Genomic DNA, 16,306 nt, shown 5'->3' with positions numbered 1-16,306 from the left:
CCGCCGCGGCCCGCCCCCGTCGCCGAGCGGGTCGTGCGGGTGACCGGGCGCGCGGCGGGAGCCGGACGCTCGGCGACGGGGGCGGGCCGCGGCGGGGCGGCGGGCTCGGGCGCGGCGGCGGGCTCGCCGGGAGGTGCGACGGTCGCCCAGGAGTCGGGCATCGGCGGCTCGACCGGCGGCATGTCCTCCTCCGGCGGCTCCTCGTCGAACGGGGGCTCGTCGCCGGCGGGAGCGGCTTCAGCGGCGGCGACGGGAGCGGCGCGCACCGGCTCGGCGGCCGCGGCGGGGGCCTCCACCGGAGCGGAGGGAGCAGCCGCCTCGGCCGCAGGGGTCGGATCGGCGGGGATCGCCACCGTGGCCCAGCCGTCGGAGCCGGTCGCGGCCGGGATCGGCGCAGCCGGGGCGGGCGCGGCGGTCGCCTCGACGGCGGCGCGCTCGGCCTCCGGGGCGGCGGCGCGAGGCTCGACACGGGCGATGTACTTCACCCGCAGGCCGAGGACCTGCTGGATCGCCTGACGCAGGTACTCGCTGACTCCGGGCTGCCCGGCGGTTCCCGGCATCTTGAACGACTCGACGTCGTTCTGGCTCGGGAACGAGAGGGTCAGCACGTCGTCCTTCAGGGCGCGCACCTGGGCGGTGTAGGCCACCAGCCAGGCGGTCATCTTCGCCTTCTGCACGACCTCGAGGATCTCGGGCCAGGTGTCCTTCATCCGCTGGAGGGTGACCGCGCCGTCGGCGGGTGCGTCGCCCGCGGCCGCAGCGGGTGCGGAGGCGGCGGCCGCGGAGGCGGCGGCCGCCTCAGTGGACGCAGCGGCCTGATCCGACGGCTCCTGCCCGACCGGCTCCGGACGAGCCGCCGCGGCGGTCGTCGCGCGGGGGCGTCCTGACTCGGCCGGCGCGGACTCGTCCGCCTCCGGGGCGGCCGCCGTCTCGTCGGGCGCCGTCACCGGCGGCGCAGCGACCGGTGCGGACGCCGTCACCGGCGCCTCGGTGCGCGGAGCGGCCGCGATGGACTCGGGCACCGAGCCGGGAGCGGCGGCGTGCGAGGCGTGGTGGGGCTCGGGCGCACGGGACGGCTCGGACGCGCGCGACGCCTCGGACGACCGCGGGGCGGGCGCCGCGGACTCGCGCGGCGCGGCCACGTGCCGCGGGCGCTCCTCCTGGGCCGCAGCGGGCGCGATGCCGGCGCCGGTGCCGTGCACCAGGGTGCGGGCGATCATCAGCTCGAGGTGCAGGCGCGGCGAGGTCGCACCGGTCATCTCGGTGAGGGCCTCGTTGACCACGTCGGCGATGCGCGAGAGCTCGGCCAGGCCGAGCGCGCGCGACTGGCCGGCCATGCGGTCGAGCTCGTCCTGCGAGACGCCGCGGAGCACGGCCGAGGCCGCTCCCCCGGTCGCCGCGACGACGATCAGGTCGCGGAGCTTCTCGAGCAGGTCCTCGACGAAGCGGCGCGGGTCCTGCCCCGTCTGGATGACGCGGTCGACCGCTCCGAACGCCTCGGCGGAGTCGTGCTCGGCGAGCGCGTCGACCACCTCGTCGAGCAGGGCGCCGTGGGTGTAGCCGAGGAGGGCGACGGCCCGCTCGTACTCGACGGTCTCGGCCTCGGAGCCGGCCATCAGCTGGTCGAGCAGGGAGAGCGTGTCGCGGACGGACCCGCCGCCCGCGCGGACCACGAGCGGCAGCACGCCCGCCGCCACGTGCACGCCCTCGCGCTCGCAGAGCTCCTGCGTGTAGTCGAGCATCTGCGCCGGCGGGACGAGCCGGAACGGGTAGTGGTGCGTGCGCGAGCGGATCGTGCCGATGACCTTGTCCGGCTCCGTGGTCGCGAAGATGAACTTCACGTGCTCCGGCGGCTCCTCCACGATCTTGAGCAGCGCGTTGAAGCCCTGCGGCGTGACCATGTGCGCCTCGTCGAGGATGAAGATCTTGAAGCGGTCGCGCGCCGGGGCGAAGATGGCGCGCTCGCGCAGATCGCGCGCGTCGTCGACTCCGTTGTGGCTCGCCGCGTCGATCTCGACCACGTCGAGCGAGCCCTGGCCCTCGCGGCTGAGCTCGACGCAGCTGTCGCAGACGCCGCAGGGGGTGTCGGTCGGGCCCGTCGCGCAGTTGAGGCAGCGGGCGAGGATGCGCGCCGAGGTGGTCTTGCCGCAGCCGCGGGGGCCGCTGAAGAGGTAGGCGTGGTTGACGCGGTTGGTGCGGAGCGCCGTCATGAGCGGATCCGTCACCTGGGACTGGCCGATCATCTCGGCGAACGTCTCGGGCCGGTACCGGCGATACAGGGCTGCTACCACCCGACAAGAGTAGCCGCGACCTCCGACGCCGGAGCCGGGACGGCGGAGACCGGATCGCGCGTAGCCTCGGTCCCGTGCTCCCGCCGCCTCCGCTCCCCCGCTTCGACGCGGTCGTGCTCGCCGGCGGACGCGCTTCCCGCCTCGGCGGCGCGGTGAAGCCGCTCCTCCGGCACCGCGAGTCGACGCTCCTCGGCACCGCCCTCGCAGCCGTGCGCGGAGCCGAGCGGAGGGTCGTGGCCGGACCGTCGTCGCTCGCACCGGCCGTCGACGGCGCCGAGCTCGTCCAGGAGGATCCGCCGTTCGGCGGCCCGGTCGCGGGCCTGGCCGCCGCGCTGCCCCTGCTCGACCGCCCGGGCGCTCCGGACTGGGTCGTCGTTCTCGCCGCCGATCTCGTCGCCCCCGCTCCCGCCGTGCACACGCTGCTCGAGGTCGCGTCGAGCGCCGTCGAGGCCTCCCTCCTGGCCGTCGACGCGAGCGGCCGAGCCCAGCAGCTCCTCGGCGTGCACCGGCGAGCGGCCCTCGTCGAAGCGCTCACCGCGCTCGGCGATCCCGACGGCGCCTCGGTGCGCGCCCTCCTCCGGGACCTTCCCCCGCGGCTCGTGACGGTGCCCGGAGGGACGACCGACGACGTCGACGCGCCCGCCGACGCGCTCCGGCACGGGATCGACCTGCCGGGCCCGCGCGGCGCAGACTGAGCGGATGGACGACACGACCGGCCCCCGCCCCTCCGCCTCCGACGGCGCCCGCCCCACGGAGGAGGTGCTCGCCGGCTGGTGGGCCGAGCTGTGCTCCGCGCTCGGCCTCGGCGAGGTCCCGGTGGACCCGGACGCCCTGCTCGCCCTCGCCGGTCGCGCGGCGCACGGAGTGGTCCGGCCGGCGGCTCCGCTGACCACGTTCCTCGCGGGCTACGCGGCGGGCCTGGCCGGGGGCGGACGGGACGCGCTCGACGCGGCGCTCGCGGCCTCGCACCGGGCGGTGGACGAGCGTCCGCACGCCTCCTGAGACGCTACTCCACCGGCCTCGATCCGGCACCAGGTCGACGCCGTACGGTTCCCCCGAGTCCCGGCGCCGCGGCTCGGACCGAGAGCGGCGCAGGACTCCCGCGGCCGACTGCGCCGCGGTCGTCCATCTGAAGGAGCCCCGCATGTCAGGCAACAGAGCCGTCGCCTACAAGTCCCCCGGAGTCGTCGAGGTCATCGACATCGACTACCCCACCTTCGAGCTGAAGGACGGACCCGGCGTCAATCCGGCGAACATCGGGCGGAAGCTGCCGCACGGCGCCATCCTCCGCACCGTCTCCACCAACATCTGCGGCTCGGACCAGCACATGGTCCGCGGCCGCACCACCGCTCCGTCGGACCTCGTGCTCGGCCACGAGATCACCGGCGAGGTCGTGGAGGTCGGCCCCGACGTCGAGTTCGTCAAGGTCGGCGACATCGTGTCCGTGCCGTTCAACATCGCCTGCGGCCGCTGCCGCAACTGCAAGGAGCGCAAGACCGGCATCTGCCTCAACGTGAATCCGGACCGCCCGGGCAGCGCGTACGGCTACGTCGACATGGGCGGCTGGGTCGGCGGGCAGGCCGAGTACGTGATGGTCCCCTACGCCGACTGGAACCTCCTGGTGTTCCCGGACCGCGATCAGGCGCTCGAGAAGATCCTCGATCTGACGATGCTCTCGGACATCTTCCCGACGGGCTTCCACGGCGCGGTGACCGCCGGGGTCGGCGTCGGCTCCACGGTCTACGTCGCAGGAGCGGGACCGGTCGGACTCGCCGCGGCGGTCGGAGCGCAGCTGCTCGGAGCGGCCGTCGTGATCGTCGCGGACCTCAACGAGGAGCGTCTGGCGCAGGCGCGCTCCTTCGGCTGCGAGACGGTCGACGTCTCGAAGGGCGATCCGGCCGGCCAGATCGAGCAGATCCTCGGCGTGCCCGAGGTCGACTGCGGAGTGGACGCCGTCGGCTTCGAGGCGCACGGCAACGGCGCCGACTCGGGGAAGGAGGCGCCGGCGACGGTGCTGAACTCGCTGATGTCGATCACCGCGGCGGGCGGCGCCCTCGGCATCCCGGGCCTCTACGTCACGGGCGACCCGGGCGGAGTCGACGAGGCGGCCCAGGAGGGCTCGCTGTCGATCCGCCTCGGGCTCGGCTGGGCGAAGTCGCTGTCCTTCACCACGGGCCAGTGCCCGGTCATGAAGTACAACCGGCAGCTGATGATGGCGATCCTGCACGACCGGGTCCACATCGCCGACGCGGTCCAGGCCACCGCGATCAGCCTGGACGACGCTCCCCGCGGCTACGCCGACTTCGACAAGGGCGCCGCGAAGAAGTTCGTGCTGAACCCGAACGGCTACCTGGGATGACCGACGGGGCGGGTCCTGCCCAGGGCCCGCCCCGAGCCCCGGGAGAATGGACGGGATGAGCGCGCACGGGCACGAGGCGACCGACTGGGACGAGGCCAGGCGGATCGTCGGCGAAGCGGTGGCGCGCTCCGGCGTCTCGACAGTCCCCCTCCTCGACGCCCGCGGAGCCGTCCTCGACCGCGCCGTCACCGCCGCCCGGCCGCTCCCCCACTACGACTCCTCGGCCATGGACGGCTGGGCCGTGCGCGGACCCGGGCCCTGGCCGCTCGAGGACGGCACCGCCGCTCCGATCGTCACCGGAGCCGCCGTCCCCGACTGGAGCGACGCGGTGCTGCCGTCCGAGCAGGGCGCGGTCCGCGACGACCTGCTCACGGCGCGGGCGCCCCTCCCGCCCGGCCGCCACGTCCGGCGCGCGGGCGACGAGGCCGCCCGCGGAGCCGTGCTGGTCGGCGCCGGGACCCGACTCACTCCCGCGCACCTCGCCCTGCTCGCGGTCGCCGGGGTCGACGCGCTCGACGTCCGCCCGCCCGCCGCGGTCGACCTGCTCCTCACGGGGGACGAGGTCGACACCGAGGGGATGCCGCCCGCCGGACGGGTGCGCGACGCGTTCACGCCGCTGCTGCCCGCGCTGGTCGAGCTCTCGGGCGGAGCCGTGGGAGAGGTCGTGCGCCGCGGCGACGACGAGGAGGCGATCGCACGGACGCTGCTGGCGGGCACGGCGCCGATCCTCCTCACGACGGGCGGGACCGGGCGCTCCCGGGTGGACGCGGTCCGTCGCGCCCTCGATGCGGTGGGCGCGCGCGTCCTCGTCGACGGCGTCGGCATGCGCCCCGGCCACCCGACCATGGCTGCGCTGCTGCCGGGCGGGACGCTGGTGATCGCTCTGCCGGGCAATCCGCTCGCCGCCCTGCTCGCGGCGCTCTCCTTCCTGCCGCCGGCCCTCGACGCGGCGTCCGGCGCCGCTGCCCGGCGGCCCCTCGGCCGGGGCGTCCTCGCCGAGCCGCTCGGGCGCGCGGGGACCACGGTGCTCGTGCCCGTCTCCTCCGGCGAGGACGGCTGGCGGGCATCCGCCGGCATCCGCTCGCACATGCTCACCGGTCTCGCCGCCTCGGAGGCCGTGGCCGTCGTGCCCGCACCGGGAGCGGCAGCGGGCGACTCCGTGCGCCTGCTGCCGCTGCCCTGGTGAGGCCTACGCCGCCGGTTCGAGGCGGATCACGACCGACTTCGAGGTCGGCGTGTTGCTGATCTTCGCGGTCGAGTCCAGCGGCACGAGGACGTTCGTCTCGGGGTAGTAGGCGGCCGCGCAGCCGCGGGGCGTGTCGTACGCCACGACGCGGAACGCCTCCGCCCGCCGCTCGACGCCGTCGGGCCACTCCGAGACCAGGTCGACCATCGCGCCGTCCGCGAAGCCCAGCTCGGCGACGTCGTCGGCGTTGACGAACACCACCCGGCGGCCGTCGTGGATCCCGCGGTAGCGGTCGTCCTTGCCGTAGATCGTGGTGTTGAACTGGTCGTGCGAGCGCAGCGTCTGCAGCAGCAGCCTGCCCTCCGGCACCCGCGGGTACTCGAGCGGATTCGCGGTGAAGCGGGCCAGGCCGGAGGGGGTGTCGAAGCGGCGCGAGTCGCGCGGCGGGTGCGGGAGGACGAAGCCGCCGGGCACGTCGATCCGGGCCTCGAACCCGTCGAAGCCGGGGACGACGTTGGCGATGTGCGAGCGGATGCGGCGGTAGTCGTCGCGCAGCCCCGCCCAGTCGACCCGCGGGACGTTCTCGCGGCCCTCGAGCAGCCGCTCCGCGATCCCCGTGAGGATCGCCACCTCCGAGCGCAGGCCCGGGCTCGGCGGGCGCAGGCGGCCCCGGGAGGCGTGCACGGCGCTCATCGAGTCCTCGACCGTGACCCGCTGCTCGCCCGAGCGCTGCACGTCGGAGTCGGTGCGGCCGAGGGTGGGCAGGATCAGCGCGCGCCGGCCGGTGACCACGTGCGAGCGGTTGAGCTTGGTCGAGACGTGGATGGTGAGGGCGAGCGAGCGCATCGCCGCCTCCGTCACTCCGCTGTCGGGCGTCGCCCGGGCGAAGTTGCCGCCGAGCCCCATGAACACGCGGGCCTTCCCGTCGCGCATCGCCCGGATCGCGGCGACCGTGTCCGTCCCGTGCACGCGCGGGGAGGAGAAGGAGAACTCGCGGTCGAGCGCGTCGTGGAAGGAGTCCGGCATCCGCTCGAAGATGCCCATCGTGCGGTCGCCCTGCACGTTCGAGTGGCCGCGCACCGGGCAGACGCCCGCGCCGGGCTTGCCGATGTTGCCGGTGAGCAGGAGCACGTTGACGACGTCCTTGAGCGTCGCGACCGAGTGCGCGTGCTGAGTGAGGCCCATCGCCCAGCAGACGACGGTGCCCTCGGACGCCGCGATCAGCTCAGCGACGGTGCGGATGCGCGTCTCGTCGATCCCGCTCGCCCGCTCGATCTCGTCCCACTGGACCTCCCGCAGCCCGTGGAGGTACTCGGCGAGGCCGCCGGTGCTCTCGCGGATGAAGGCGTGGTCGAAGACGTCGCCGCGCGCCTCCTCCACCTCGAGCAGCGCCTTGCCCAGACCCTGGAACAGGGCCTGGTCGCCGCCCAGCCGGACCTGGAGGAAGTGGTCGGCGAGGGCCGTGCCGTCGCCCAGGGTGCCGCGGACGGTCTGCGGGTTCTGGAAGCGGAGCAGCCCCGCCTCCGGCAGCGGATTCACGGCCACGATGGTGCCGCCGGCGCGCTTGGCGCGCTCCAGCGCGGTCAGCATCCGCGGGTGGTTCGTTCCGGGGTTCTGGCCGGCGACGATGATCAGCGGAGCCCGCTCCACGTCGCGCAGGCTCACCGAGCCCTTGCCGATCCCGATCGTCTCGGTGAGGGCGGATCCGCTGGACTCGTGGCACATGTTCGAGCAGTCGGGCAGGTTGTTCGTGCCGAAGCCGCGGACCATCAGCTGGTAGACGAAGGCCGACTCGTTCGAGGTCCGGCCGGACGTGTAGAAGATCGCCTCGTCGGGGCTCGCGCAGGCGCGCAGCTCCTCCGCCACGAGGTCGAGCGCCTCGTCCCAGCCCACGGGCCGGTAGTGCGTCGCGCCCTCCTCGAGCAGCATCGGCTCCGTGAGCCGGCCCTGCTGGCCGAGCGCGAAGTCGTCCCACTCCTCCAGCTCCGCGACGGGGTGCGCGGCGAAGAAGGCCGATGTGACGGTGCGGAGCGTGGCCTCCTCGGCGACCGCCTTCGCTCCGTTCTCGCAGAACTCGGCGACGTGGCGCTTGTCGCCCTCCGGCCAGGCGCAGCCCGGGCAGTCGAATCCGGTCTTCTGGTTCACCCGCAGGAGCGTCTCGGCGCTGCGCACCGGGCCCATCTGCTTGAGCGAGATCTCGAGGGCGTGGGCGACGCCGGGGATCCCGACGGCGCGTCTCTTCGGCGACCGGACGGAGAGGCGGCTCTCGTCGATCGGACTCTCGCGGGGCTCGGCGTCATCGACCATTCCTGCATCGTACGTCCGCACCCCGGCATCGCTCCCGGTTCCCGGTGGGAGGATGACCTCCACCGCCTGAGGAGACCCATGAGCCGCAGTGTCGCCCGCACCCGCCTGACCGCCGTCCGCGCCGACGATCCGCCCCGCCGTCGCGAGGACGTCCTGGCCGTCGAGGAGCCGCTCGAGATCCGCGTCGGCGGACGGCGCTTCAGCGTGACCATGCGCACGCCCGGCGACGACTTCGACCTGGTCGCGGGATTCCTGGTGTCCGAGGGGGTGCTCACAGAGTCGGAGCAGCTGGCGGCGATGCGCTACTGCGCGAGCGGCTCCGGGCCGGGCGAGAACACGTACAACGTGGTCGACGCGAGCGTTCGCGGCGGGCGGGAGGCCGTGCTGCTCGAGCGCGAGCGGTCGGTGTACACGACGAGCTCGTGCGGAGTGTGCGGGCTCGCGTCACTCGAGGCGGTCGCCACCGACTCGGCGTGGAGCGTCGCGGAGGACGACCTGCGGGTCGAGCGGGAGCTGCTGGTCTCGCTCCCCGATCGGCTCCGCGAGGCGCAGGCGGTGTTCGAGCGGACGGGCGGCGTCCACGCGGCCGGGCTGTTCGACGCGGACGGCTCGCTGCTGGTGCTCCGGGAGGATGTCGGGCGGCACAACGCCGTGGACAAGGTGGTCGGCTGGGGGCTCCGGGAGGGGCGGCTGCCGTTGCGGGGGACGCTGCTGCAGGTGTCGGGGCGCGCCTCGTTCGAGCTGGTGCAGAAGGCCGTGATGGCCGGCATCCCCCTGCTCGCCGCGGTCGGTGCCCCGTCGTCGCTGGCGGTGGACCTGGCTCGCGACTCCGGCCTCACCCTGATCGGCTTCAGCCGCGGCTCCGGCTTCAACCTCTACGCGGGCGACGCGCGGCTGCTGCCCTGAGCCGGGGCTCCACAGTCGGCTCCTGCCGATGGAGCAGCCTGCACAGCGGGCGCATCGAGATCCCCCTCGTACTCGGTGGCTCTCGACACGCCGCGTCCCGGGGCTACTCGACCAGCGAGGGTCGCCGCGTGTTCGGCAGAGGGCGCGACCCGGAATCGCGTGCGAGCGATTCAGGGCAGCCCGACAAGACCCGCTCTGCGCAACGCAGGCCCACGAGAAGCCGACCGCGGTCGTGCAGCGGGCCACCGCTGCACGACGAGCGAGCACCGCCGCGTGCCAGCGATTCAGGGCAGCCCGACGTACCCGGCTCTGCGCGATGCAGGCCCACGAGAAGCCGACCGCGGTCGCGCAGCGGGCCACCGCTGCACGACGAGCGAGCACCGCCGCGTGCGAGCGATTCAGGGCAGCCCGACAGGACCCGCTCCACGGGAGCCGCCACCCCCGGAAGCCGACCGCGAGTCGTGTCACGGCTCCGCCGCTACACGACCGACAAGGACTGCCGGGCGATCTCCAGCTCCTCGTTCGTGGGGATGACGAGGACGGCGACGCGGGAGTCGTCGGTGGAGATGCGGCGGGCGCCGCGGTCGGAGGACGTGTTGCGCTCGGGGTCGAGCTCGATGCCCAGGCCCTCGAGGCCGCGGAGGGCGCCCGCTCGGACGGCGGCGACGTTCTCGCCGACTCCGGCCGTGAACACCACGGCGTCGACGCGGCCCAGCTGGGCGTAGAAGGCCCCGATGTAGTGGCGGAGGCGGTGGTAGTAGACCTCGAGTCCGGCGCGGGCCCGCTCGTCGCCGGCCTCGGCCGCCTCCTGGACGTCGCGCATGTCGCCGCGACCCGTGAGGCCGAGGAGCCCGCTGCGGCGGTTGAGGAGGGTGTCGAGCTCGTCGATCGAGAGGCCGGCCTTGCGGGCGAGGTGGAAGACGACGGCCGGGTCGAGGTCGCCGGAGCGGGTGCCCATCACCAGGCCCTCGAGCGGGGTCATGCCCATCGAGGTCTCGACGGAGACGCCGCCGTCGACGGCGCAGGCGGACGCTCCGTTGCCCAGGTGCAGGACGATCGTCTTCAGGTCGGAGCGGCGGCGGCCGAGGTAGGCGGCGGCGGCCTCCGAGACGAACTTGTGCGAGGTGCCGTGGAAGCCGTAGCGGCGGACGCGGTGCTTCTCGGCGAGCTCGGCGGGCAGCGCGTAGGTCGACGCCGCGGCCGGGATCGTGTGGTGGAAGGCGGTGTCGAAGACGGCGACGTGCGGGACGTCCGGGAAGGCCTTCTGCGCCGCCTCGATGCCCTCGAGGTTGGCGGGGTTGTGCAGCGGGGCGAGGTCGGCGAGGTCCTCGATGTTGATCTTGACCAGGTCGGTGACGACGGTGGGCTCGAAGAAGCGCTTGCCGCCGTGCACGACGCGGTGGCCCACGGCGACGGGAGGGAACTCGTCGAGGCTCGGGCCGTGCTCGCCGAACGCGCGGATCATCGCGTCGAAGCCGGCGGTGTGGTCGGGGATCGGCCCCTCGATCTCGAAGGACTCCCCGTCGCGGGTGTGCTTCGTGCGGCCGGTGTCCTCGCCGATCCGCTCGACGAGGCCGCTGGCGAGGGTCTCCTCGGTGGTCATCTCGATGAGCTGGTACTTGAACGACGACGATCCGCTGTTGACGACGAGGACGACGGACATGAGGGGACTCCTGGGGTGATCGGGGTCGGGAGGGGCGGCGGCGGGGTCGCCGCTAGCGCACCACGGGGATGGCGGCGGTGGGCGGGACGATGGCCTGGGTGGCGGCCTGGATGGCCGTGATCGCGACGGTGTTGACGATGTCCTGCACGAGCGCGCCGCGCGAGAGGTCGTTGACCGGCTTGCGCAGACCCTGGAGGACCGGTCCGATGGCGACGGCGCCGGCCGAGCGCTGCACGGCCTTGTAGGTGTTGTTGCCCGTGTTGAGGTCGGGGAAGATGAACACCGTCGCGCGCCCGGCGACCTGGGAGCCGGGCATCTTCGAGGCCGCGACCGCCGCGTCGGCCGCCGCGTCGTACTGGATCGGGCCCTCGACGAGCAGGTCGGGCCGGCGCTCGCGCACCAGTGCCGTCGCCGCGCGGACCTTCTCGACGTCGGCGCCGGCTCCACTCTCACCCGTGGAGTAGGAGAGCATTGCGATGCGGGGGTCGATCCCGAACTGCTGGGCTGTCTCGGCGGACGAGATCGCGATGTCGGCGAGCTGCGCCTCGGTGGGGTCGGGGTTCACCGCGCAGTCGCCGTAGACCAGCACGCGGTCGGCGAGCGCCATCAGGAACACGCTCGAGACGACGGAGACGCCCGGGCTCGTCTTGATGATCTCGAAGCCGGGGCGGATGGTGTGCGCGGTCGTGTGCGCGGCTCCCGAGACCATCCCGTCGGCCAGGCCGAGCTGCACCATCATCGTGCCGAAGTAGGAGACGTCCGTGACGGTGTCGTAGGCGTGGTCGTAGGTGATGCCCTTGTGCGCGCGGATGCGGGCGTACTCCTCGGCGAAGCGCGCGCGGTGCTCGGGGTCGAGGGTGCTCAGCACGCGGGCACCGTCGAGGTCGAGGCCGAGGCCCGCCGCACGGGCGCGGATCTCGGCCTCCTCGCCGAGGATCGTGAGCCGGGCGATGCCACGCTTGAGCACGGTCGCGGCGGCGCGGAGGATCCGGTCGTCGCCGCCCTCGGGCAGGACGATGTGGCGGTCGGCGATGCGCGCCCGCTCGATCAGCCCGTACTCGAACATCAGCGGCGTGACGACCTCGGACCGGCCGACGTCGAGGAGGGTGAGCAGCTCGACCGCGTCGACCGCCTCCTGGAAGAGGGCGAGGGAGGTGTCGCGCTTGCGCGGGGAGTCGGCAGCCAGGCGGCCGCGGGCCGCGGTGACGCGGACGGCGGTGTCGTAGGTGCCGAGCTCGGTCATCACGATCGGCACGCGGCTGTCGACGCCCTCGATCAGCCGGACGATCGGCTCCGGCAGCTCGAAGCCGCCGTTGAGGATGATGCCGGTGACGGTGGGGAACGTGCCGGAGGCGTACGCCATGATCACGGCGAGGACGACCTCGGGCCGGTCGCCGGGGACGATCACGACGCCGCCCTCGGTGAGCCGCGGCAGGACGTTGACCATGGACATGCCGGCGATCACCACGCCGAGCGCCTCGCGGCCGAGCAGCTCCGGATCGCCCGCGACGACGACGCCGTCGACCGCCTCGACCAGGCGGGACAGGCTCGGAGCGACGAGGAACGGATCCTCGCGGATCGCCCAGACCGGGACGGTGGCGGGGATGCTGTCGCGGATCGCGGCGACGGCGTCGGCGGCGGTGTCGGGATCGGCGCGGTTCGCGATCACTCCGATGAGGCTCGCGTGGGCCGTGCGCAGCTCGACCGAGGCGAGCTCCGTGATCTGGCGCATCTCCTCCGGCGTGCGCGCGGGAGCCTGGCCCAGCTGCTCGCTGCGGGACGAGTCCCGCCCGGTGAGGACGAGCAGGACCGGGGCACCGAGGTTGGCGGCGATGCGGGCGTTGTAGCCGAGCTCGGTGGGGCTGCCGACGTCCGTGTAGTCGGAGCCGAGGATGACGACGGCGTCGCACCGGGCCTCGACGCCCTTGTACCGCTCGACGATCCGCGAGAGCGCCGCCTCGCCGTCGGCGTGGACGTCCTCGTAGGTGACGCCGATGCAGTCCTCGTAGGCGAGGCCCGAGTCGGAGTGGCCGAGCAGCATCTCGAGCACGTAGTCCGGCTCGGAGGTGGAGCGGGCGATCGGGCGGAAGACGCCGACCCGCTGCACCTGGCTGCTGAGCGCATCGAGGACGCCGAGGGCGACCGTGGACTTGCCCGAATGACCTTCGGCGGACGAGATGTAGATGCTCTGAACCATCGGATCCAGCCTACCGAGGGGGTCCCTCCGCCTGGCTGAGTAGAGGCCAGGGATGGGAGGGCGTGCATGCGGCGCTGCTGTGGAGGAGCTTCCTCGAGCGGTGCAAGCCGGCAGTGCGGTGGCGCGGACGCCGGGCGGCGGAGCAGGCGGCCCCGTCAGTCCGGCGGCCCTGCGGACGAGCGGCCCTTGAAAGAAACTGCCGGTTAACGGAAGAAGACCCCCCGCGCACCCGCCAGAGCCCGGTTACCCTTGCTGCGTTTCCGCCCTGGGGGAGTTGGCCTGGATGGCGCCACGCGGGGAGCCGGGTGACAGTCTAACCGACGACGGCGGCCGAGGAGAGCGGGGCGTGTCGGGGTCGTGGTCAGCGGGAGCCTCCGACACCGGCTAGTATCGATGAGTCGCGGCTCAGGTCGTGCCAGGAGGATTCGCCTAGTGGCCTATGGCGCACGCTTGGAAAGCGTGTTGGGTGAAAGCCCTCGGGGGTTCGAATCCCCCATCCTCCGCGAACGGTGTCCGTTGCTCTCGCCAGCACGGGCACCGTTTTGTTTAACCGGTGCGGGCGATTGTCGAGGCCCGGTCGACCGGTGCAGGCGTCCATCGGAGCGGCGCTCACGCAACGCCGGGTTCGCGCCGCCGGCGCACACGCAGCCGTAGCCGACGACCTCGCGCCGATTGCGGGAGATCAGCCGTAGAGGTGGTTCGTCCGCGCGCAGGAGTCGGAGCAGAACGCGCCACGGCGGGCGACGAGCGGGGCCGAGCAGGCGGTGCAGACGGGGCGGAAGAAGAGTTCGGCTATGGTTCGCGACATGGTCCGACCGTAGGTGCCGGTCCCGGATCGTGCCCGTCGCCATCCGTATTACGACAACGCGGACGACAGGGCGGCGATACGGACCCTCCGGCGACGCCGGCCGTCAGTCGGCGATGCGCTCGAGCCATTCGTCGAGCAGGAGCCGCTCCCCCGCGCTGAGGGGCTCGATCTGCGGCAGCGCCGTCCGCAGGGCGACGGCGTGCGCGACGACCGCACGGGCGGCGGGATCGGTGGGGCCCGCCTCCGCCGTGGTGATCGCCGCGAGGACGGACTCGCGCGAGCGGGACGAGAGCTCGTCGTCGGGGTCGGCGAGGGCGGTCAGCGTGAGGGTGCAGCCGAGCGCGGCCGACTGGAGCAGGCGGGAGGCCCGCTCGACGTCGACGGTGAGGCGGCCGGCTTCGGCGACGGCCCGGACCGCGTCGAGGAGGACGCCGCGGGACAGGCGCGCCGCCTCCGACTCCTCCCCCGGCCGCGCGGTGAACATCAGCGCGTAGAGGTGCGGTTCGGCGAGTCCGAAGGCGACGTGGTGATCCCAGGCGGCACGGAGCGCGTCGACCGGGTCGGCCGGCGCCTCGCTCCGCTCGAAGTCGGCGAGGGCCGTGGCGAATCCGGCTGCCGCGGCCGAGTCGAGCAGCCCGCGCAGGTCGCCGAACGTCCGGTAGATCGTAGGGGCCTGCACCCCCGCCGCCGCGCTGATCGCCCGCGTCGACACCGCGTCCCGCCCGCCGTCCGCCAGCAGCTCGACCGTCGCTCGGAGGATCCGCTCCCGCGTCGTCCCGCTCTCACTCATGCTACCGACGCTAACACGCTCCCGTTAGCGCCTCGTCTCCCGGACCGGCCCGGTCGCGTCAGCGCCGTCGGGCGGTCCCGAAGATCCCGCGGACCACCTCGCGCAGCAGCGTCCTGCCGGCGCTCGAGCCCAGCACCTCCTCGACGACCGTCCTGTCGCGGCGGGCGGTGCGGGTCCCGCGGGAAGTCGGTGCCGTGCGCCGTCGGGAGCGCTCGGCGGCCTGGTCGGCGGCGCGCTCGGCGGCGGCCCGCTCCTTCGCGCGGCGGGCGGCGTCCGCGGTCTCCTCCTTGGCGCGACGCGCGTCCTCCTTCGCGCGGCGGGCGTCGTCGGCGGCCTGCTGCTCGGCGGCGGCGCGGGCCTCCTCCGCGTCGGCGGCGGCGTCGAGCCGGCGGGTGAGGATCTCGCGGGCGGAGTCGCGGTCGAGGGGCGTTCCGTAGCGCGCGAGGAGCGGGGACCTCTGGACGCTCGCCTCGCGGTCGGCCTCGGGGGTGGGCTTCATCGAGCCGAGCGGGGCGCGGAGACGCGTCCAGGCGACCGGGGTCGGGGCGCCGCGCTCGTTCATGACCGTCACGATCGCCTCGCCGATGGGGAGCGCCTGGAGGACTTCGCCGAGGTCGTAGTCGCTCTCGGGGTAGGTCGAGACGGTGGCGCGGAGGGCCTTGGCGTCGTCCGGCGTGTGCGCGCGGAGCTGGTGCTGCACGCGGGAGCCGAGCTGGGCGAGGACGTCGCCCGGCACGTCCTTCGGGGTCTGCGTGACGAAGACGATGCCGACGCCCTTGGAGCGGATGAGGCGCACGGTCTGGGTGATCGCGGCGAGGAAGTCCTTCGACGCGTCGCGGAAGAGCAGGTGCGCCTCGTCGAAGAAGAACACCAGCTTCGGCTTGTCGAGGTCGCCGACCTCCGGCAGGTCGTTGAAGAGGTCGGCGAGCAGCCACATCAGGAAGGTGGAGAACAGAGCCGGTCGGTCGGCGACTCCGGGGACCTCGAGGAGGCTGACGACGCCGCGCCCGTCGGCGGCGAGGCGGAGGAACTCGGCCGTGTCGATCTCGGGCTCGCCGAAGAACACGTCGGCGCCCTGGTCGGCGAACGCGATCAGCTCGCGGAGGATCACGCCGGCGGTCGCCTTGGACAGCCCGCCGAGCTCGGCGAGCTCCGCCTTGCCCTCGTCGCCGACGAGGTAGGTGAGCACGGCGCGGAGATCGGACAGGTCGACGAGCGGGAGACCGGCGCTCTCGGCGTAGTGGAAGACGAGGCCGAGGCTCGACTCCTGCGTGTGGTTGAGGCCGAGCACCTTCGCGAGCAGCAGCGCGCCGAATCCCGTCACGGTGGCGCGGACGGGGACGCCGGTGCCGATGCCGCCGAGCGCGAAGTACTCGGCGGGGGCCGCCTCCGCCCGCCAGTCCTGGCCGATGCCGCGGGTGCGGGCGAGCAGCGCGTCGGTCGCGGTGCCCGGAGTGGCGAGGCCGGAGAGGTCGCCCTTGATGTCCGCGGCGAAGACGGGGACGCCGTGGGCCGAGAGCTGCTCGGCGAGGACCTGCAGCGTCTTCGTCTTGCCGGTGCCGGTCGCGCCGACGACGAGGCCGTGCCGGTTGAGCATGCCGAGCGGGATGCGGACGGGCACGTCGATCCGCGCGTCGCCGTTGACGAGGGCGCCGAGCTCGAGGGCCGGGCCGGTGAACGCGTACCCGGCGCGCACGGCGTCGACGGCGCTCTCGGGGAGCGGGCCGGGTACGCGTTCACCGGCCCGGCCCTCGAGCTCGGCGCCCTCGTCAACGGCGACGCGCGGATCGACGTGCCCG

Annotated in this window: 12 protein-coding genes, 1 tRNA gene and 1 other RNA gene; 6 read left to right on the top strand and 8 right to left on the bottom strand. The window is 73.9% G+C overall.

The features are described 5' to 3' along the window. A partial coding sequence (locus C5C49_RS16190) for a DNA polymerase III subunit gamma and tau (protein ID WP_104346587.1) occupies positions 1 to 2,291 on the bottom strand: 2,291 nt, incomplete at its 3' end. A 74-nt stretch (positions 2,292 to 2,365) separates the two neighbouring features. Here C5C49_RS16190 and C5C49_RS16185 point away from each other — a divergent pair. From C5C49_RS16185 to C5C49_RS16170, 4 genes are all read left to right on the top strand, one after another. Then, entirely contained in the window at positions 2,366 to 2,986 is a 621-nt protein-coding gene (locus C5C49_RS16185) for a molybdenum cofactor guanylyltransferase (RefSeq protein ID WP_258068489.1), read from the top strand. Positions 2,987 to 2,990: 4 nt separating this feature from the next. Beyond that, positions 2,991 to 3,293 carry a DUF6457 domain-containing protein gene (locus tag C5C49_RS16180; protein ID WP_219812223.1) on the top strand — a complete coding sequence of 101 codons (303 nt, stop codon included), beginning with the start codon at positions 2,991 to 2,993 and terminating at the stop codon, positions 3,291 to 3,293. Between the two features lie 142 nt (positions 3,294 to 3,435). Further along, positions 3,436 to 4,650 carry a formaldehyde dehydrogenase, glutathione-independent gene (gene fdhA / locus C5C49_RS16175; RefSeq protein ID WP_104225123.1) on the top strand — a complete coding sequence of 405 codons (1,215 nt, stop codon included), beginning with the start codon at positions 3,436 to 3,438 and terminating at the stop codon, positions 4,648 to 4,650. 55 nt (positions 4,651 to 4,705) lie between these two features. Continuing rightward, entirely contained in the window at positions 4,706 to 5,836 is a 1,131-nt protein-coding gene (locus tag C5C49_RS16170) for a molybdopterin molybdotransferase MoeA (protein ID WP_181135795.1), read from the top strand. Between the two features lie 3 nt (positions 5,837 to 5,839). Here C5C49_RS16170 and C5C49_RS16165 read toward each other — a convergent pair whose 3' ends face one another. Continuing rightward, positions 5,840 to 8,143, bottom strand: coding sequence for an FdhF/YdeP family oxidoreductase (locus tag C5C49_RS16165; protein WP_104346583.1), 2,304 nt, complete (start codon positions 8,141 to 8,143; stop codon positions 5,840 to 5,842). A 78-nt stretch (positions 8,144 to 8,221) separates the two neighbouring features. On the opposite strand from C5C49_RS16165, the gene fdhD reads away from it, so the two are divergent. Next, on the top strand, positions 8,222 to 9,049 hold the full coding sequence (gene fdhD / locus C5C49_RS16160; protein ID WP_104225120.1) for a formate dehydrogenase accessory sulfurtransferase FdhD: 828 nt from the start codon (positions 8,222 to 8,224) through the stop codon (positions 9,047 to 9,049). A 478-nt stretch (positions 9,050 to 9,527) separates the two neighbouring features. Here the strand turns inward: fdhD and C5C49_RS16155 are convergent, their stop codons facing one another. The 3 genes from C5C49_RS16155 to ffs form a co-directional block, all read right to left on the bottom strand. Continuing rightward, positions 9,528 to 10,712, bottom strand: coding sequence for an acetate/propionate family kinase (locus C5C49_RS16155; protein WP_104346582.1), 1,185 nt, complete (start codon positions 10,710 to 10,712; stop codon positions 9,528 to 9,530). Between the two features lie 52 nt (positions 10,713 to 10,764). Further along, positions 10,765 to 12,909, bottom strand: a complete 2,145-nt coding sequence (pta, locus tag C5C49_RS16150) for a phosphate acetyltransferase (RefSeq protein WP_104346581.1) — start codon at positions 12,907 to 12,909, stop codon at positions 10,765 to 10,767. Between the two features lie 209 nt (positions 12,910 to 13,118). After that, positions 13,119 to 13,215, bottom strand: an RNA gene (gene ffs / locus C5C49_RS16145) — signal recognition particle sRNA small type. A gap of 112 nt (positions 13,216 to 13,327) precedes the next feature. Here ffs and C5C49_RS16140 point away from each other — a divergent pair. Beyond that, a tRNA-Ser gene (locus tag C5C49_RS16140) sits at positions 13,328 to 13,412 on the top strand. A 179-nt stretch (positions 13,413 to 13,591) separates the two neighbouring features. Here the strand turns inward: C5C49_RS16140 and C5C49_RS17425 are convergent. The 3 genes from C5C49_RS17425 to C5C49_RS16130 all read right to left on the bottom strand — a co-directional run. After that, positions 13,592 to 13,717 carry a hypothetical protein gene (locus tag C5C49_RS17425; RefSeq protein ID WP_258068488.1) on the bottom strand — a complete coding sequence of 42 codons (126 nt, stop codon included), beginning with the start codon at positions 13,715 to 13,717 and terminating at the stop codon, positions 13,592 to 13,594. A 103-nt stretch (positions 13,718 to 13,820) separates the two neighbouring features. Then, positions 13,821 to 14,507 (bottom strand): TetR/AcrR family transcriptional regulator, encoded by a 687-nt coding sequence (locus C5C49_RS16135; protein WP_104227474.1) that lies wholly within the window; start codon positions 14,505 to 14,507, stop codon positions 13,821 to 13,823. A gap of 58 nt (positions 14,508 to 14,565) precedes the next feature. Next, a partial coding sequence (locus tag C5C49_RS16130) for a helicase HerA-like domain-containing protein (RefSeq protein ID WP_374953854.1) occupies positions 14,566 to 16,306 on the bottom strand: 1,741 nt, incomplete at its 5' end.

The sequence above is a fragment of the Rathayibacter sp. AY1E2 genome, assembly GCF_002932325.1.
Taxonomy (GTDB): Bacteria; Actinomycetota; Actinomycetes; order Actinomycetales; family Microbacteriaceae; genus Rathayibacter.
This window is presented reverse-complemented; position numbering and strand designations above follow the sequence as displayed.